Source organism: Mesorhizobium sp. 131-3-5, from assembly GCF_016756575.1.
In the GTDB taxonomy this organism is placed as follows: Bacteria; Pseudomonadota; Alphaproteobacteria; order Rhizobiales; family Rhizobiaceae; genus Mesorhizobium; species Mesorhizobium jarvisii.
Genome location: NZ_AP023254.1, coordinates 6,586,613 through 6,604,868 on the forward strand (window position 1 = coordinate 6,586,613; position 18,256 = coordinate 6,604,868).

The following is an 18,256-nucleotide window of genomic DNA, read 5'->3' on the forward strand; positions in this document are numbered from 1 at the left end:
TCGAGGAACCGCTTTGCGATTGCCCGAAGGCCGAACCTCATGGTAACGAGAGCACGCGCGGGTATGATGTAATGGTAGCCTGTCAGCTTCCCAAGCTGAACGCGCGGGTTCGATTCCCGCTACCCGCTCCAGCTTGCCGCCCCGGATTTTGCTGCTGATTTGATCGGTGCCGGAACCTGCCGAAATGGCTGAGCCGGCACGAATTGGTCACGCGTAACTATCCTTAGCCAATGCGCATCTGCTTCTTGAGAAAGCCGGGCGAGGTTGTCGATGTTTCGCGGCGCCACCTTACCCGCACAGCCGCGTGGCGACGACACCGGCCACGTCGCGGTGGCCGGCCTTTTCGTCAACGGTTCATCACAGCCAGACGCGGAGCCACACCCGCTCGCGCCAGCAACGCACATGACGGCGTCCATGGCGCCAGTAACGACGGCAAACCCGTCTCCAGCCGCGGCGCCGCCGCCTCTCTCCGTAATGGCGATCTCCGTAGTAGCGATGATGCCAACGACGGTGAGAGACCTTTTCCACTTCGAGGTCGTCATCGCCTTCGAAGACAGCCGGATCCGGCTTGTCCAGTTCATCGAGAATTCCCTTGCCCTGAGGAATACCGGCAACCGCGCGGCCGGGCCCGACTACACCCGCAAACGCTACGGCCCCCGCAACGCCCAGCATTCCAGTGAGAAACAACCGACGTTCCATCAAAACCTCCCGAGTTGTTGACATCGGCACCTCGTTCCCTCGCCCAAAACGGGCTCCAGCGAGCATGCCGATTTGGCTGAACGCGCGACTGCACTTCTTGTTCCATCACCCCACTTCGCGCAGGATGAAGTCGTGAAGCATCTTGGCGGCCGGCGACAGCGCGCGATTCCTGACCGTGATCAGGCTGTAGGGCCTGACCTCGATGTCGAATTCGGTCTGGACGACATCGATGGCGCCGGCGAGCCCGTCGGGGTTCTGGATGAATTTCGCCACCTGCACCGAGACCGGCGCGATGGCGTCGGACTGCGCGACCATGACCAGCGTCAGGAGCAGCGAACTGGTGTTGAGGATCCGGTCCGGCAGCGCGATGTTGCGGTTGAGGAAATTGCTCTCCATCGCCTGACGCAAAGGCGAGCCGCCCGACTGGAAGACCCAGTCATAGGCGGCAGTGTCTTCCAGCCGCACCACGCTGCCCCTGGTCAGCGGGTGGCCCCGACGCACGATCAGGCAGGCTTTCTCGACACCGATGACACGCGATTCGAACAGCCGCGGATTGAGATCGTCGGGGATGCGCGCAATGATGAAATCATGGCGTGAGGCGATCAGTTCGCGCGCCAGCACATTCGAGGTCTCGACCTGCATCGTGATCTCGATGCGTGGATAGATGCGGCGGATTTCGCGGATCGCCGGCACCGCCAGTTCGATCGCCGGCGCCGTCACGGCACCGAGAAACACGGAACCGCCCTTGCCCGCCTTGAGTTCGGAAATCTCGCGGTCGACCTCGCGCATCTCCAGCAGGATCGAACGCGCACGCCTGGCCAAGGCCTTGCCGTAGGGCGTCAGCGTGATGCCGCGCGGCAGCCTCTCGCACAGCTTGACCTCGAGCACCGCCTCCATCTCGGCAATCATGCGCGATGCCGCCGGCTGCGAAATGTTCATGACCTGCGCAGCCGCGCTCACCCGGCCATGATCGTCGAGCGCGACGATCATGCGCATATGACGCAGGCTGAGGCCGCTGCGCAGCAGGGTTTCGCCATCGCCCGGAGTCTCGTTGTAACTATTTGAACCCGCAGCCGGATTCCGTAACGCCGCCATGGTTTTTTCCTGCCTCCGCTCGCGGCCCGCCGGCATTTGCCAGCAACCCGTCACGCGTCATAACATATACCACTTGCGGTATAGCAACCATCAAAGATCGCATTTGACAGTTATGGCAAAAGGGCGGCAACGTCACCGTGTTCCGAGACGCAACGGTCGCCAACGATAAAATCGTATCGATTGAAATCAGCGGCTCGGGGCCATGGGAGGATACCGGAGATCGATATGACGGCAGCAGTGCCTTGGCGCTTCTGCACGATTGCGCGGCCCGCGACCCCCGGGGTGCTGCGTCCATCAACCAGGGAGAGTTACGTGAAAATCATCAAGACACTGGCCGCAGTCGCGGCGCTTGGCATCGCTGCCATGACCTATTCGGCGCACGCGGCCGACAAGGGTCTCGTCGGCGTGCTGATGCCGACCAAGACTTCGCAGCGCTGGATCAATGACGGCGACGCCGTCAAGTCCCAGCTCGAGGCACTCGGCTACACTGTCGACCTGCAGTATGCGCAGGACGACATCCCCAACCAGCTCAGCCAGCTGGAAAACGAAATCACCAAGGGCCCGAAGGCGCTGATCATCGCCTCGATCGACGGCACCACCCTGTCGGACGCGCTGCAGAAGGCCGCTGACGCGGGCGTCGTCGTCGTCGCCTATGACCGCCTGATCAAGAAGACCGCCAATGTCGACTATTACACCACCTTCGACAATTTCGGCGTCGGCGTGATCCAGGCGAATTCGCTGGTCAAGGGTCTCAAGGAGCGCTTCCCGAACACCAAGCCGTGGAACGTCGAACTGTTCGGCGGCTCGCCCGACGACAACAATGCCTTCTTCTTCTACAATGGTGCGATTTCCGTCCTGCAGCCGCTGATCGACGACGGCTCGATCAAGATCAAGTCCGGCCAGATGGGCATGGACAAGGTCGGCACGCTGCGCTGGCTCGCCGCCACCGCCCAGGCGCGCATGGACAACCTGCTGTCGGCCAACTACTCGGACGGCAGCCGCGTCGATGGCGTTCTGTCGCCCTATGACGGCCTGTCGCGCGGCATCACCGCCTCGCTGCGCGCCGTGGGCTACGGCACGGCCGCCCAGCCCTGGCCTGTTGTGACCGGTCAGGACGCCGAGACCGCCTCGGTCAAGCTGATCATCTCGGGCGAGCAGTATTCGACCGTGTTCAAGGACACCCGCGAACTGGCCAAGTCGACCGTCGAACTGGTCGACAAGGTGCTGTCGGGCGGCAAGCCTGACGGCCTCGACACCAAGACCTACAACAACGACGTCAAGGTCGTTCCCTCGATCCTGCTGACGCCGCATGAGGTCGACAAGTCGAACTACCAGAAGCTGGTCGTCGACTCCGGCTACATCAAGGCCGAAGACCTGAAGTAATCTCTGTTATTAAATCTGGGGTCCTGCGCGACGCAGGGCCCCTTTTCGTTCACAAGCGACCCCGGTATTGTTTCTGCCGGCCTAGAGCAATTCCAGGAAAAGTGCATAGCGCCTTCCCCTGGGAGTTGCGTAAAAACAAGAAAGTCTGGGAGCTTGCCCTTATGACCTCGACGATTTTGGAGATGCGCGACATCACCAAGACGTTTCCCGGCGTGAAGGCGCTGTCGAATGTCAACCTCAGCGTCGAGGAAGGCGAAATCCACGCCGTGGTCGGCGAGAACGGCGCCGGCAAGTCGACGCTGATGAAAGTGCTGTCGGGCGTCTATCCCGCGGGCACATATGACGGCCAGATCATCTTTCAAGACCAGGAATGCCAGTTCAAAGGCATCCATGACAGCGAACACAAGGGCATCGTCATCATCCACCAGGAGCTTGCGCTGGTGCCGATGCTGTCGATTGCCGAAAACATTTTCCTCGGCAACGAACACGCCAAATACGGCGTGATCGACTGGGATGCCAACGAGGCGCGCACCAGCGCGCTGTTGAAGAAGGTGGGCCTCAAGGAGGACCCCAAGACGCTGATCACCAATATCGGCGTCGGCAAGCAGCAGCTGGTCGAGATCGCCAAGGCGCTGAGCAAGGAAGTCAAGCTCCTGATCCTCGACGAGCCCACCGCATCGCTCAGCGAGAAGGACAGCCAGGCGCTGCTCGACCTTTTGCTCGAGTTCAAGCGGCAAGGCATGACCTCGATCCTGATCTCGCACAAACTCAACGAAGTGAACCGGGTCGCCGACAAGGTTACCGTCATCCGCGACGGGCGCACCATCGAGACGCTGGCCAAGAAGGATATCTCGGAAGACCGTATCATCACCTCGATGGTCGGCCGCTCGCTCGACGACCGCTATCCGCCGCGCGAACCAAAGATCGGCGAGGTCGTCTTCGAAGTGAAGAACTGGTCGGTCTATCACCCGATCCATGCCGAACGGCAGGTGATCAAGGGCATCGACATCAATGTGCGCAAGGGCGAGGTGGTCGGCATAGCCGGGCTGATGGGCGCCGGCCGCACCGAATTCGCCATGAGCCTGTTCGGCCGTTCCTATGGCCGCCGCATCACGGGCGAGGTGCTGCTCAAAGGCAAGCCGATCGATGTCTCATCCGTGAGCAAGGCGGTCGAACACGGCATCGCCTACGTGACCGAGGACCGCAAGACTTACGGTCTCAACCTGATCGACCATATCAAGCACAACATCACGCTTGCCAATCTCGGCGGCGTGTCGCGTCACAGCGTGATCGACGATCTGCGCGAACTCGCCGTTGCCAACGACTATCGCAAGAAGACCAATATCCGCGCTTCGAGCGTCTATCAGATGACGGGCAATCTTTCCGGCGGCAACCAGCAGAAGGTGGTGCTGTCGAAATGGCTGTTCGCCGACCCGGAATTGCTGATCCTCGACGAGCCGACACGCGGCATCGATGTCGGCGCCAAGTATGAAATCTACACGATCATCGCGCGTCTTGCCTCGGAGGGTAAGGCGATCGTGGTCATCTCGTCGGAAATGCCGGAATTGCTCGGCATCACCGACCGCATCTACGTCATGAACGAAGGCCGCATCGTCGGCGAAATGCCCGCGGCGGACGCAAGTCAGGAAAAAATAATGCGCGCCATCGTTCGGGGAGAAGGAAAAGCAGCATGAGCACCGACAGCGCCCCCGCCCCGCAGGGCAACATCGCCGAGGACCAGCGTCCACGCATTGCCGTCTCGGCGCTGACGACGAACCTGCGCGAATACGGTCTCATCATCGCGCTGATCGTCATCATGCTGTTCTTCCAGTTCACCACGTCGGGAACGCTGTTCAAGCCGGTCAACCTCAGCAATCTGGTGCAGCAGAACTCGTTCATCATCGTGATGGCGCTGGGCATGCTGCTGGTCATCGTTTCCGGCTATATCGACCTCAGCGTCGGCTCGGTCGCCGGTTTCATCGGCGCGCTGGCGGCAAACATGATGGTCATCTGGCAGCTCGGACCGCTCAGCAATCCGCTGGTGGTTTCAATCGTCTGCCTGGTCGTGGGCGGCCTGATCGGTGCGGCGCAAGGCTATTGGATCGCCTATCACCGGATACCGAGCTTCATCGTGACGCTGGCCGGCATGCTGATCTTCCGCGGCATCTGCCAGGCGCTGCTGGGCGGCGGCTCGTCGGTAGGCCCACTTCCGGACGGCTTCAAGGCGCTGAGCTCGGGCTTCATCCCGGACGTTATCGGCCCGCTGACGCTGATCCCGCCCACGGTGAACGCCGCCGGCAAGACCATCGTGGGCAGCGGCCTGACACTGCACATGACGACGATCGTGCTCGGCCTGATCGCCGTGGTGGCCTATGCCTATTTCGGGGTGAGGACACGACGCAAGCGCGAGCGCCACGGCTATGAAGCCGAGCCCTTCCCCCTGTTCGTCGTCAAGACGCTGGTCGCCAGCGCGCTGGCGCTGTTCCTGGTCTATGAGTTCGCCAGCTACAGGGGCCTGCCGGTGGTGCTGCTCGTCATGGGCGTGCTGATCTCGCTGTTCGTCTTCGTCACCAAGCGCATGACCATCGGCCGCCGCATCTACGCCATGGGCGGCAATCCCAAGGCGGCGCAGCTGTCGGGCATCAACACCGAGCGGCTGACGCTGCTGGTGTTCATCAATATGGGCGTGCTGTCGGCGCTGGGCGGCCTGATCATCGCGGCTCGCCTTGGCCAGGCAGTGCCGGCGGCCGGTCTGGGCTCAGAGCTCGACGTCATCGCCGCCGTCTTCATCGGCGGCGCCTCGGCGATGGGCGGCGTCGGCCAGGTCATCGGCGCCGTGGTCGGTGGCTTCATCATGGGCGTGATGAACAACGGCATGTCGATCATGGGTGTCAATGTCGACTGGCAGCAGGTCGTCAAAGGCCTGGTGCTGCTCGGCGCCGTGATCTTCGACGTCTACAACAAGAACAAGGCCTGACAGGGGCAGTTCCAGGAAAGCGCATCGCGGTTTTCCCACAGGAATTGCGCAGAAACAAAAATACCAGGAGCGGGCCGAACCGCTCCGGCGAGGCAACGAGGAAGGCATACGGGTCACATCGCGGCGCTGCCGGCAACCAGCCGGCGCGAAGAAGTTCCCTCAAGGAACCAGGCCCCGCGAGCGCAATCCGAACGGACAATTTCACCCGTGGCATGGGCGACGTCCCAGCCGCGCTTGGGAAGGTTTGCCGCAGCGGCAGCCATGCCAAGGCACATGAGAGAGGATTGATCATGCTGATCTCGCAGATTCTCGATGACGCCGAGACCATCCGCGTCGTTGCCCGCAATGGCGGCAAGACCCGGATCATCAACGGCGCCCGCAGCGTCTATTCGCTGGCGATGGAGGCAGCCCGCACCGGCGTCGGCCTAGCCACCCTGATCGAGCGCAAGGGGCTCGGCGAGACGGTCGATCTCGATGCCGCCTACAAGAAAGGGCGGCTGTTGTCGCCGATCAATCACCCCGATCCGGCGCATCTGCATCTCACCGGCACCGGCCTGACGCATCTCGGCTCGGCGGCGACGCGCGATTCCATGCACAAGAAGCTCAGCAGCGCCGATGGCGAGGAGCAGCTCACCGATTCCATGAAGATGTTCCGCATGGGTCTGGAGGGCGGCAAGCCCGCCAAGGGCCAGGTCGGCGTGCAGCCGGAATGGTTCTACAAGGGCAACGGCACGATGGCCGTGGCGCCGGGAGCCGCACTCCTGTCACCGGCCTTCGCCAAGGACGCCGGCGAGGAACCCGAAATCGCCGGCATCTATGTCATCGGCGATGACGGCGCGCCCTTCCGCGTCGGCTTCACGCTGTCGAACGAATTTTCCGACCACGTGACTGAGCGGGTAAACTATCTCTTTCTCGCCCATTCCAAGCTGCGCAATGCCTCGTTCGGACCTGAGATCCTGATCGGCGACCTGCCTTCCGACATCCGCGGCACCTCGCGCATCGTGCGCGATGGTAAGACGCTTTGGGAAAAGCCGTTCCTGTCGGGCGAGGCGAACATGTCGCACACCATCGCCAATCTCGAACACCATCACTTCAAATATTCGGCGTTCCGCCAGCCGGGCGACGTGCACGTGCATATGTTCGGCACCGCGACACTGTCCTTCGCCGACGGCGTCAAGACCGAGGCCGGCGATGTGTTCGAGATCGAAGCCGGTGATTTCGGCCTGCCACTGCGCAACCCGCTCGAGATCGAAAAGCCGGTGAAGGTGGCGGTGAAGGCGCTTTGAGATAGCGCCCCTTCCTTCTCCCCTTGTGGGAGAAGGTGGATCGGCGCGCAGCGCCGAGACGGATGAGGGGTGTTCCAGCGAAGTGAGGCGTTGGCGTTCCCTGGAACACCCCTCATCCGACCTCGCTTCGCGAGGCCACCTTCTCCCACAAGGGGAGAAGGAAGAGGCAGCTTCAGCCTCAATAGATATCGAAGTCGAAATACTTGGCCTGGATCTTCTTGTAGGTGCCGTCGGCGACGATCGCGTCGATGGCCGTGTTGAGCTTGTCGCGCAAGGCGGTGTCGTCCAGGCGCACGGCGATGCCGGCTTGCGTTTCCGTGCCCTTGACGTCGCCGACCAGCTTGCAGCAGCCGTCGCTTGCCTTCTTCAGCCAGTCCACCAGCACGAACTTGTCCGAGATCACGGCATCAAGCCGGCCGTTGGTCAGGTCGGTGATCGCTTCTTCCTGGGTTGGGTAGAGCTTTGCCTCGGCACCTGCCTTGCCATAGGTGTTCTGGGCATAGTCGGCCTGCGTGGTCGAAGCCTGAGCGCCGACCGTCTTGCCGGCCAGGGCCGCCGGGTCGGCCGACGTCAGATCGCTGTCCTTCGGCGCCACCAGCGCGAGCGGGGTGGTGTAGTATTTGTTGGTGAAGGCGACCTGCTTCTTGCGCTCTTCGGTGATGCTCATCGAGGCGATGATGGCGTCGAACTTCTTGGCCTGCAGGGCGGGGATGATGCCGTCCCAGTCCTGGGTGACGATCTCGCACTCGACCTTCATCTGAGCACACAGCGCATTGGCGATGTCGATGTCGAAACCGACAACCTTGCCGTCCGAGGTGATGGTGTTGAACGGCGGATAGGCGCCCTCGGTGCCGATCTTCAATTTCTCGGCAGCCTGCGCCGACAGAGAGCCGGCGGCCATCGCCAACAGGGCGGCGCCTGCCGCCGACAGTATCCATTTCGAGATCTGCATTTTCTTGTCCCCTTGAGCGCCGCCATCTCGACGGCCGACAAGCCAGCCAAGCATGATGTACCGGTGCAGGCAAGTATCTTGCCTGGCGGCAACACCGGGGTTCAGCGCGCAGCGCGGAAATGCTTGGAGAGCTTCAGGCCCTGTGCCTGGTAGTTGGAGCCGAGAGCGGTGCCGTAGAGGGCCTGCGGCCGCTTCAGCATGTGCTCGTAGACCAGCCGGCCGACGATCTGGCCATGGTCGAGGATGAACGGCACCTCGTGGCTGCGCACTTCAAGCACGGCCCGGCTGCCGGTGCCACCGGCCGCCGAATGGCCGAAGCCCGGATCGAAGAAGCCGGCATAATGGACGCGAAATTCGCCGACCAGCGGGTCGAAGGGCGTCATCTCGGCGGCGTAGAGCGGCGGCACATGCACCGCCTCCTGGCTGACGAGGATGTAGAATTCGTCTGGATCGAGCACCAGTTCGCCGGCGCCGCTCTTGTGGATCGGTTCCCAGAAATCGACGACATCCTGGGCGGCGCGCTTGTCGACATCGACGAGGCCGGTGTGATGCTTGCCGCGATAGCCGACCAGCCCATCACCGTTGCCCTTGAGATCGATCGACAGCGCGATGCCGCCGCCCGAAATATTCGGCGGCTCGGTGGCGACCAGCATCTGCGCGCGGTGCAATTCATGCAATTCGGTCTCCGAGAGCAGCGCGTTGCCGGTGCGGAAGCGGATTTGCGACAGGCGCGAACCGGTGCGCACGACGATCGGAAAGGTGCGCGGGCTGACTTCCAGATAGAGCGGACCGTTGTAGCCGGCGGCGATCTTGTCGAACTCGTGGCCACGGTCGGTCATGACACGGGTGAAAATGTCGAGCCGCCCGGTCGAACTCTTCGGATTGGCCGAGGCCGAAATGTCCGCCGGCAATGCCAGGCTTTCAAGCAAGGGCACGATATAGACGCAGCCGGTCTCCAGCACCGCGCCCTCGGCAAGATTGATTTCGTGCAGTTGCAGCCGGTCGAGCTTTTCCGAAACCCTGTGGTTGGGACCCGGCAGGAACGAGGCCCGCACCCGCCAGGCCTTGTCGCCGAGCCGCAGATCAAGGCTCGCCGGCTGGATCTGGTCGGCGTCGAGCGCGCGCGGCGACTTCAGCGCGCCGGACTGGAACAGCGCCGAGATGTCCTGATCGGGAAGAATGCCTGTCTGCCGCAAGGCTCCGCTCCTAGGCCAGACGAATTTCCTGCCAACAGGTTCTCGCCGGAAAACATGGAACATTCTTGCGGAACCTGCCTGGTACAAACCTCTTAATGAAGCCGGCAATTGACGCAAGCGTGGTACGGGTCTAAAGGGTCGTTATCCCGTGGTGATTTGGCCGGTCGGCTTGCAGCCACGTTAAACAAGTCGCTAAAGGACCGTTGGCCGCGAGGCCGTATGGACCGGTTGCGACTTTCGCGGCCGGTTTTTTTGTGTCTGGAACAAAGCGATGAGCAACAAGAAGCGCAACTGGAAGCCTCAGACAGCCCTCGTGCATAGCGGAACCCTGCGTTCCGGCTTCGGCGAGACCTCCGAGGCAATGTACCTGACCCAGGGCTATGTCTATCAAACGGCGCAAGCCGCCGAAGCCCGTTTTAAGGGCGAGGAACCCGGTTTCATCTATTCGCGCTACGCCAATCCGACCGTCGACATGTTCGAAAAGCGCATGTGCGCGCTGGAAGGCGCGGAAGACGCACGCGCCACGGCATCGGGCATGGCGGCCGTGACAGCGGCGCTTCTGTGCAGCGTCAAGGCCGGGGACCATATCGTGGCGGCGCGCGCGCTGTTCGGCTCCTGCCGCTGGGTGGTCGAGACGCTGGCACCGCGCTACGGCATCGAGGCGACGCTGGTCGACGGCACCGATATCGCCAACTGGGAAAAGGCGGTCAGGCCCAACACCAAGCTGTTCTTCCTGGAAAGCCCGACCAACCCGACGCTGGAAGTGGTCGACATCGCCGCTGTGGCTGCGCTCGCCAACTCGATCGGCGCGCGGCTTGTCGTCGACAATGTCTTTGCCACGCCACTGCAGCAGAAGCCGTTGCAGCTCGGCGCGCATATCGTCGTCTATTCGGCAACCAAGCACATCGACGGCCAGGGCCGCTGTCTCGGCGGCGTGATCCTGTCGGACAAGAAGTGGATCGACGAGAATTTGCATGATTATTTCCGCCACACCGGCCCCAGCCTGTCGCCCTTCAACGCCTGGACGCTGCTGAAGGGCCTGGAGACGCTGCCGCTGCGCGTGCGCCAGCAGACGGAGAGCGCCGGCAAGATCGCAGATTTCCTCGCCGAGCAGCCGCAGATCGCCCGCGTCATCTATCCCGGCCGCGCCGACCATCCGCAGGCCGCGATCGTCAAGAAGCAGATGTCGGGCGGCTCGACGCTGATCTGCCTCGACGTCAAGGGCGGCAAGCAGGCGGCCTTCGCCCTGCAGAACGCGCTCGACATCGTGCTGATCTCCAACAATCTCGGCGACGCCAAGAGCCTGATCACCCATCCGGCGACGACCACGCACAAGAACTTGAGCGACGAGGCGCGCGCCGAACTCGGCATCGGGCCAGGAACGCTCAGGCTGTCGGTCGGCCTGGAGGATACCGATGACCTTCTGGAAGACATCGCGCAGGCTCTCAAGGCCGCTAAATAGAGGGTCGTCGAGGTAGGTCGTCCGCGCCGCGATCAGGCGCGCGACGACGCCTCTTCCAGTTCGGCCGCCTTGGTGCCGATGGTCATCGCATTGCCGCGCCAGTCGACGGCGCCGCCGAGCCAGCCGCGCCCCCACATGGTTGGAAGCAGCAAGTCCCGCGCAATCATCGCCGCGACCGTGCGCGGCGAAAGGTGCCAGCCCTTGGACCAGGCCAGGGCGCATTCCGGGAGATAAAAGGCCGCCAGCACGGCGATGGCCGTCAGCGGCAGGCTGAAGCCGGCGCTTGCCGCCGCAACCAGCGCAAGCGCCAGCGGCACCACCGCGCCGGTCAGGATTTCCGGCGCGAAGAACCGTGGGAAGGTGACGCGGCGCAAGCGCGCCCAGCGGGCCTGGCGCGACCAGATCGTGCCAAGCGTGCGTCGGCCAAGCGGCTGCTCGAAGGGTGCCGCGACGAGATTGACGCGCAGGCCAAGCCCACTGACCAGCTTGGTCGCGGCGGCGTCTTCGGCGATTTCGGCGGCCAGCGCGCGGATGCCGCCATTGGCATCCAGCATCGGCTTGTTCCACAACATGCTCTTGCCCTGGGCAAAGCCAAGGCCGAGCGCCTCGCCGGCATATTGCCAGCGCGCCTGCAGCGTGTTGAGGAAGGCGCATTCGACCTCGGCCCAGAAGCCCTCCGGCCGCGAACCGATCGGTGTCGAGCAGACAAGGCCGGTGTCCGGCCGCCACGCCGCCATCAGATGCTGGACGTAGTCTCTCGGCATCAGCACGTTGGAGTCGGCCAGGACAACCCAATTGTGCCGCGCGGCTTCCCAGCCCTTGACGCAATTGTTGAGCTTGGGATTGGCGCTGACGCGGTCGTCGCCGATCAACAGCCGGGCCGGCACTTTTGGAAAGCGGCCAATGGCGGCACGGATCAGCCTGACCACTGGGTCGTCTCCATGAGCGACGCAGAAGATCAGCTCGTAGCGGGGCCAGTCTAGCGAGAAGGCGCGCTCCAGCGTCTCCTGCGTGAACGGCTCGACGCCGCGCGAGGGTATGACAATCGATACCGGCGGCGATTTGCCGGCCGGCGGTGCGATCGTCGTGCGCCGTCTCAGCTGTGAGGCGGCGAGAAGGATACTTGCAGTGTTTGAAAGGATAAGAGCAGTCGAAAGCGAGGCGGCTATGAGAGCGAGTTCCATCGAGATCTGGTCACTCCAGAAGAGACGGCCCGCATCGTGGCCGTTTTCAACAGTTCGACAGAGCGCCGAGTCGCCCGGTTCGTGCACACCACCATTGTCATGTGTCACTTAAATGACATTCTTTGCCGGCACCTGCGTTTCAAGACGAGGCGCGACAAGACGCGCACGTTGACCTGCTCGCCGGGAGCGCCGAAAGGTTCTGTTGGTTTGAGCATGATCTTTTCCGAAAACCGGTTCCCACTTTTCGGGATCATGCTCTAGATTGTTTTGGAGCCGCTTATGTACCGCGCCGTCACGCGCAAAATCGAAGTGCAGGTCAGGCCGTTCTATCTCGAGGACCGCTCCGATCCTTCCGAGAACCGCTATGTCTGGGGCTATCAGATAACGATCGACAACCAGTCGGACGAATTCGTGCAGCTTCTGTCGCGCTATTGGCACATCACCGACGGTGCCGGCCGAGTCGAGGAAGTGCGCGGCCCGGGCGTCGTCGGCGACCAGCCCGAACTCAATCCCGGCGACAGCTATCAATACACGTCCGGCTGCCCGCTCTCGACGCCCTCAGGCATCATGGTCGGGCACTATACGATGCGCAACAAGCGCGGCGAGACCTTCGACATCGCCATCCCGGCGTTCTCGCTGGATCTGCCGGGGACGCGGCGGACGGTGAATTAGCGTCCTTCTCCCCGTTCCACGGGGAGAAGGAATGGCTTTACTGTGCGGCAAATTCCGCCGGATCGAAGTCGTACTGTGTCGAGCAGAATTCGCAGGCGACGTGGATGCCGCCATCCTCGGTGCTGTCCTCGATCTCCTGCGCGGAGAAGCCCTCGAGGATGCCGCGGATCTTGTCGCGCGAGCATGAGCACTGGTCGGCCACGGGAACGCCGCCGAAGACGCGTACGCCATGCTCGTGGAACAGGCGATAAAGCAGCCGTTCGGCACCGATCGTCGGGTCGATCAACTCGGTCGGCTCGATCGTGCCGAGCAGCGCCAGCAATTCCTGCCAGGAATTGTCCGTGGGATCATGGATCTCCTCGCGTGGATCGCCGTCGCCGCCGTGCAGGTCCGGAACGCGCATGCGCTCGGGCGATTGCGGCAGGAACTGCGCCAGGATGCCGCCGGCGCGCCACTGCTCGCGCGCCCCGCCGACGCCTGGCGTCAACAGCTTGGCGACCGAGAGCCTGATATCCGTCGGGATCTGCTCCGACTGGCGGAAATAGGTGCGCGCCGCGTCTTCCAGGGTTTCGCCATCGAGCTGGACGATGCCCTGATAGCGCTGCGTATGGGCGCCCTGGTCGATGGTCAGTGCCAGCACGCCGCCGCCGAGCAGCGTCTGCTGGGACGTTTCGCCTGCGGCGACCAGCGCCTCGAGCCTATCGGCATCGAAGCGCGCATAGGCGCGCAGCGCCGACGGCGTGGTGAAATCCGCCACCAGCATGTCGACCGGCCCATCGGTGCGGGTCTGCAGGATGAACTTGCCCTCGAATTTGAGCGAGGTGCCGAGCAGCACCGTCAGTACACAGGCTTCCGCCAGCAGGCGGGCGACCGGCTCGGGATAATCGTGGCGGCTGAGAATGGCGTCGAGCATCGGCCCGAGCTGCACGGTACGGCCGCGCACGTCGAGCGGGCCGACCTCAAAGGGCACGACATGATCGTCGCCGGCATAGCCGAACTCGCCGAGTTTGGGGTGATGTTCAGTCACTTGATGCGTTTCCAACATGACAAAGCTCCAGGGCGCGGCCATGCCGCCCCCTGGGGTGCATGCGTCCAAACGCGCTTGATTTGCGTGATGCGGCGCAGATAGGCATCGCGCCCCCGCAGATCAAGCGCTCTGACCTTTCAAACTCCAAGCCACCTCAAGCCCCAAGACACTTCAAGCCCCAAGACACCAGGCAAGCACCGCCTTCTGGGCGTGGAGCCGGTTCTCGGCCTCGTCGAAGACCACCGAATGGGGTCCGTCGATAACCTCGTCGGTCACTTCCTCACCGCGATGCGCCGGCAGACAGTGCATGAACAGCGCATCCGGCTTGGCATGCGCCATCAGCTTGGCATTGACCTGGTAGGGCGAGAACACGTTATGGCCGCGGGCGCGATGCTCCTGGCCCATCGACACCCAGCAATCGGTGACGACACAGTCGGCCTGCTCGACGGCTTCCTCGGGCGAGCGGGTGAAGTGGAGCTTCCCGCCATGGGCCTTGGACCAGTCGATATGCTTCTGCGCCGGCTCGCTGCCTTCCGGCACGGCAACGTTGAGGTTGAAGCGGAACCGCGCCGAGGCTTCGAGCAGCGAATGCAGCACATTGTTGCCGTCGCCGGTCCAGGCGATGGTCTTGCCGGCCACCGGACCGCGATGCTCCTCGAAGGTCATGATGTCGGCCATCAGCTGGCACGGATGGGTGTCATCCGTCAGCCCGTTGATCACCGGAACCGTGGCGTTCTCGGTCAGCTCCAGCAGCCGCTCATGCGAGGTGGTGCGGATCATGATCGCGTCGACATAGCGCGACAACACCTTGGCGGTGTCGGCGATGGTCTCGGAGCGGCCAAGCTGCATTTCGGTGCCGGTCAGCATGATGGTCTCGCCGCCGAGCTGGCGCATGCCGACATCGAAGGAGACGCGCGTGCGCGTCGACGGCTTGTCGAAGATCATCGCCAGCACCTTGCCTTCGAGCGGCCGGGTGCGCTCGCCGGCCTTGAGGCGCGCCTTTCGCACCACCGCGTCGTCGAGCATGACGCGCAGGTCGCCCTCGGAAACGGTGGAAAGATCGGTGAAATGGCGAACTGACATCAGCAATTTTCCGGAATTACTTCGCGGCGGCCACGGCGATGGCATCCGCCAGGCCTTTGGCACCGGCGCGGATGCGGTTGAGCGCTTCGTGGATCTCGGCGTCCGTGACGGTGAGCGGCGGCAGCAGGCGAATGACGTTGTCGCCGGCCGGAACCGCCAGCAAATGCTGGTCGCGCAGTGCCATGTTCACCTTGTTGTTGGGCATGGCGCATTTGAGGCCAAGCATGAGGCCGGTGCCGCGGATGTCTTCGATGACATCGGGAAACTCGTCGGCGATCGCCGCCAGACCTTGCTTCATCAGCAATGCCTTGCGCTGGACGTCTTCGAGGAAGCCGTCTTCGAGCACGACGTCGAGCACGGCATTGCCGACGGCCATGGCCAACGGATTGCCGCCAAATGTGGTGCCGTGCACGCCAGCCGTCATGCCGACAGCTGCTTCGTCGGTTGCAAGGCAAGCGCCCATCGGGAAGCCGCCGCCAATGCCTTTGGCGATCGCCATGATGTCGGGCGCAACACCTGACCATTCATGCGCGAACAGCTTTCCGGTGCGGCCAATGCCGCACTGGACCTCGTCATAGATCAACAACAGGCCGTGCTGGTCGCAAAGCTGCCGCAGCCGCTTCAGGGACTGCGTCGGGACCGGGCGGATGCCGCCCTCGCCCTGCACCGGTTCGATCAGGATCGCGGCGGTTTCCGGCGTGATCGCCTTCTCGGCGGCATCGATGTCGTCGAAGCCGACCTGGTCGAAGCCTTCGACCTTGGGGCCGAAGCCTTCAAGGTATTTGTACTGGCCGCCGGCCGCGATGGTCGCCAGCGTGCGGCCATGGAAGGCGCCTTCGAAGGTGATGACGCGGAAGCGCTCGGGATGCCCCTTGACGAAATGGTAGCGCCGCGCCGTCTTGATCGCGCATTCCAGCGCCTCGGCGCCGGAGTTGGTGAAGAACACCTTGTCGGCGAATGTGGCATCGGCCAGGCGCTCGCCAAGCCGGCTCTGCCCGGGAATCTCGTAGAGATTGGAGACGTGCCACAGCTTCGCCGCCTGCTCGGTCAGCGCCGCGACCAGATGCGGATGGCTGTGGCCGAGCGAATTGACCGCGATGCCGCCGGCGAAATCGAGATATCGCTCGCCCTTGTCGGTAACCAGCCAGGTGCCTTCCCCGTGGTCGAAAGCCAGGGGAGCGCGAGCAAAGGTCTCGTAAAGCGCCGAACCGCTCATTATATGCGTCTCCGGTACCGGAAAATCAAAAAAGCCGCCAAAGCGGCGGCCTTGTGCGGCTTATCGTGTTTTTCGGCCATGAAGTCAACGAAAACGTCGCGTAGTGGCACGCGGCAAGCCCCCTGACGAGACGCCGGCTCACAAGCGACCGGGCAAGTTGGGGAAAACCGAAAAAACCGATTCGTGTTGCACTTGGGACTCTTGTCACCGAGTCTGCGCATAAGGTAATTGTAGTCGAGAAATAACTAGATTTCGTGCGGCGGACCTAATCACCAGGTATATGTGGTGTCTGCCCCAGCAGTGGTGCTGGGTCGGGAAAGGATTCTGATTGCCGCACGCTTAGCAGGAGCGCGGTCTCATGAACTGGACTGACGAGCGGGTCGAACTTCTCAGAAAATTGTGGTCGGAGGGTCTGAGCGCAAGCCAGATTGCTGCCCAGCTTGGAGGGGTGAGCCGAAATGCCGTCATCGGCAAGGTGCACCGTCTGAAGCTGTCGGGCCGCGGCCGCGCAACGGCGACGCCGGCACGCCAGAAGAAGACGACACAGGGCTCGACCGTTCAGAAATCGGTGGCGCGCGCCGCGAGCACGGCTCGCCACGTCACGACATCGATCGGCGCGACCGCCCTTCAGACGCAATTCGACGCCGAGCCGGTGGCGCGGCACTATATCCGCCCGGTCGAGAATGTCGTGGTACCGATCTCACGGCATCTGCAGCTCGTCGAGCTGACCGAGCGGACCTGCAAATGGCCGAACGGCGATCCGCTGTCGGAGGACTTCAACTTCTGCGGCAACGAGGCCGCCGAAACGGGGCCCTACTGCAAATATCATGCTCGCGTGGCGTTCCAGCCGGCGGCGGAGCGGCGGCGGAATCGATAGGTAGGGAATAGGCAGTGGGGATTGGGCAGTAGGACAATACTGCCTGTATGCCTTGGGCGGCGCTCGCGAGGCGCTTCTTAGCCTGCTGCCTACTGCCTACCCTCACAGCCAGCCATTCTTGCGAAACCGCCAGTAAAGAAACGCGCAGATCGTCGCGATGGTGGCCAGCACGATCGGGTAGCCATACTCCATCTTCAGTTCCGGCATGTCGGTGAAGTTCATGCCATAGATGCCGGCGAATGCCGTCGGCACCGCCAGTATGGCCGCCCATGAGGCGAGTTTCTTGGAAATCGCGGTTTCCTGGCTCTGACCGACCAGCAGGCTCGCCTCGAAGGCGAAGGCCAGCACCTCGCGCAGGCTGTCGATCTTTTCCTGGACGGTGCGGATGTGGTCGGTCACGTCGCGAAACAGCGGGTGCATGGCTGAATGGATCTGCGGCAGGTCGGCGCTGGTCAGGCGGCGGCAGACCTCCACCAGCGGAAGTGCCGCATTGCGCAGGCGCAGCAGATCGCGGCGCAGCATGTAGAGTCGCTCGATATCAGGACCGGTCATCGGCTTCAAAAGCACCCGGTCCTCGATCACCTCGACCTCGTCCTCTATCTGCTCGAGCACCGGCATGTAGTTGTCGACGATGAAATCGAGAATGGCGTAGAGGACGAAATCCTCGCCCTTGGCCAGCGAATGCGGACAGCTTTCCCAGTGCTGACGCACGGCGGCGTAGGAGGTCGACGGGCCGTGCCTGACGCTGACGATGTAGCCCGAGCCGACGAACAGATGCGTCTCGCCGAAAGTCACCCGTCCTTCGATCAATTGCGCGGTGCGGGCGACGATGAACAGCGCATCGCCATATTGCTCGATCTTCGGCCGCTGGTGCGGATGCTCGGCATCCTCGATCGCCAGCTCGTGCAGATGGAACTGCGCCTGGACACGCAACAAAAGCTCGCGATCCGGTTCGAGCAGCCCGATCCAGACGACATGTCCCGATTTCTTGGCCCATTCGCCGGCTTCCTCGATCGGAATGTCGGCGATGCGCCGCCCGGCCGTGTAGACACTGGAGGCGATGATGCCTGATGTCGGCGCCGCGGGCTTGAACTCTCGGACATATTCCATCGCGGCCTCCTGAAGCAGGCCCCTTATAAAGGCCTGA

16 protein-coding genes, 1 tRNA gene and 1 riboswitch are annotated in these 18,256 nt (G+C 62.9%); of the genes, 9 read left to right on the forward strand and 8 right to left on the reverse strand.

Annotated elements, in window-relative coordinates; genetic code table 11:
- Positions 1-57: 57 nt before the first annotated feature.
- A tRNA-Gly gene (locus JG747_RS32235) sits at positions 58-131 on the forward strand.
- Positions 132-270: 139 nt separating this feature from the next.
- Complete coding sequence (locus tag JG747_RS32240) at positions 271-720, forward strand: hypothetical protein (RefSeq protein WP_202360894.1); 450 nt, start codon at positions 271-273, stop codon at positions 718-720.
- A gap of 84 nt (positions 721-804) precedes the next feature.
- Here the strand turns inward: JG747_RS32240 and JG747_RS32245 are convergent, their stop codons facing one another.
- The gene (locus tag JG747_RS32245; RefSeq protein ID WP_038652073.1) at positions 805-1,794 is read right to left on the reverse strand and encodes a LysR family transcriptional regulator; all 990 of its coding nucleotides are present in this window, start codon (positions 1,792-1,794) and stop codon (positions 805-807) included.
- Between the two features lie 312 nt (positions 1,795-2,106).
- Here JG747_RS32245 and chvE point away from each other — a divergent pair, with 312 nt between their 5' ends.
- The 4 genes from chvE to araD1 all read left to right on the forward strand — a co-directional run bounded on the left by chvE (position 2,107) and on the right by araD1 (position 7,440).
- A complete protein-coding gene (gene chvE / locus JG747_RS32250) occupies positions 2,107-3,177 on the forward strand; it encodes a multiple monosaccharide ABC transporter substrate-binding protein (protein WP_010913404.1) in 1,071 nt (356 codons plus the stop codon).
- Between the two features lie 161 nt (positions 3,178-3,338).
- Entirely contained in the window at positions 3,339-4,871 is a 1,533-nt protein-coding gene (mmsA, locus tag JG747_RS32255; RefSeq protein WP_202360895.1) for a multiple monosaccharide ABC transporter ATP-binding protein, read from the forward strand.
- A complete protein-coding gene (gene mmsB / locus JG747_RS32260; RefSeq protein WP_019863148.1) occupies positions 4,868-6,154 on the forward strand; it encodes a multiple monosaccharide ABC transporter permease in 1,287 nt (428 codons plus the stop codon). The genes mmsA and mmsB overlap by 4 nt, the downstream gene beginning before the upstream one ends.
- 290 nt (positions 6,155-6,444) lie before the next feature.
- Positions 6,445-7,440: an AraD1 family protein gene (araD1, locus tag JG747_RS32265; protein WP_202360896.1), complete on the forward strand. Its 996-nt coding sequence runs from the start codon at positions 6,445-6,447 to the stop codon at positions 7,438-7,440.
- 178 nt (positions 7,441-7,618) lie between these two features.
- Here the strand turns inward: araD1 and JG747_RS32270 are convergent, their stop codons facing one another.
- Positions 7,619-8,392, reverse strand: coding sequence for an ABC transporter substrate-binding protein (locus tag JG747_RS32270; protein ID WP_069090963.1), 774 nt, complete (start codon positions 8,390-8,392; stop codon positions 7,619-7,621).
- A gap of 101 nt (positions 8,393-8,493) precedes the next feature.
- On the reverse strand, positions 8,494-9,588 hold the full coding sequence (locus tag JG747_RS32275; protein ID WP_064984665.1) for a 2'-deoxycytidine 5'-triphosphate deaminase: 1,095 nt from the start codon (positions 9,586-9,588) through the stop codon (positions 8,494-8,496).
- A gap of 138 nt (positions 9,589-9,726) precedes the next feature.
- Positions 9,727-9,804: riboswitch (SAM riboswitch) on the forward strand.
- A 55-nt stretch (positions 9,805-9,859) separates the two neighbouring features.
- Here JG747_RS32275 and JG747_RS32280 point away from each other — a divergent pair.
- Positions 9,860-11,050 (forward strand): O-succinylhomoserine sulfhydrylase, encoded by a 1,191-nt coding sequence (locus JG747_RS32280; protein ID WP_019863144.1) that lies wholly within the window; start codon positions 9,860-9,862, stop codon positions 11,048-11,050.
- 32 nt (positions 11,051-11,082) lie between these two features.
- Here the strand turns inward: JG747_RS32280 and JG747_RS32285 are convergent, their stop codons facing one another.
- Positions 11,083-12,234 (reverse strand): ceramide glucosyltransferase, encoded by a 1,152-nt coding sequence (locus JG747_RS32285; RefSeq protein WP_202360897.1) that lies wholly within the window; start codon positions 12,232-12,234, stop codon positions 11,083-11,085.
- Between the two features lie 279 nt (positions 12,235-12,513).
- Here JG747_RS32285 and apaG point away from each other — a divergent pair, with 279 nt between their 5' ends.
- Positions 12,514-12,906 carry a Co2+/Mg2+ efflux protein ApaG gene (gene apaG, locus JG747_RS32290; protein ID WP_019863142.1) on the forward strand — a complete coding sequence of 131 codons (393 nt, stop codon included), beginning with the start codon at positions 12,514-12,516 and terminating at the stop codon, positions 12,904-12,906.
- A 37-nt stretch (positions 12,907-12,943) separates the two neighbouring features.
- On the opposite strand, the gene JG747_RS32295 is transcribed toward apaG, so the two are convergent.
- The 3 genes from JG747_RS32295 to JG747_RS32305 all read right to left on the reverse strand — a co-directional run bounded on the left by JG747_RS32295 (position 12,944) and on the right by JG747_RS32305 (position 16,232).
- Complete coding sequence (locus JG747_RS32295) at positions 12,944-13,975, reverse strand: Hsp33 family molecular chaperone (RefSeq protein WP_081296126.1); 1,032 nt, start codon at positions 13,973-13,975, stop codon at positions 12,944-12,946.
- A gap of 129 nt (positions 13,976-14,104) precedes the next feature.
- On the reverse strand, positions 14,105-15,016 hold the full coding sequence (gene argF / locus JG747_RS32300; protein ID WP_064984661.1) for an ornithine carbamoyltransferase: 912 nt from the start codon (positions 15,014-15,016) through the stop codon (positions 14,105-14,107).
- 16 nt (positions 15,017-15,032) lie between these two features.
- Entirely contained in the window at positions 15,033-16,232 is a 1,200-nt protein-coding gene (locus tag JG747_RS32305) for an aspartate aminotransferase family protein (RefSeq protein WP_019863139.1), read from the reverse strand.
- A gap of 358 nt (positions 16,233-16,590) precedes the next feature.
- Here JG747_RS32305 and JG747_RS32310 point away from each other — a divergent pair, with 358 nt between their 5' ends.
- Positions 16,591-17,109, forward strand: a complete 519-nt coding sequence (locus JG747_RS32310) for a GcrA family cell cycle regulator (RefSeq protein ID WP_019863137.1) — start codon at positions 16,591-16,593, stop codon at positions 17,107-17,109.
- Between the two features lie 102 nt (positions 17,110-17,211).
- Here the strand turns inward: JG747_RS32310 and JG747_RS32315 are convergent, their stop codons facing one another.
- The gene (locus tag JG747_RS32315) at positions 17,212-18,219 is read right to left on the reverse strand and encodes a magnesium and cobalt transport protein CorA (protein WP_010913391.1); all 1,008 of its coding nucleotides are present in this window, start codon (positions 18,217-18,219) and stop codon (positions 17,212-17,214) included.
- Positions 18,220-18,256 lie beyond the last annotated feature (37 nt).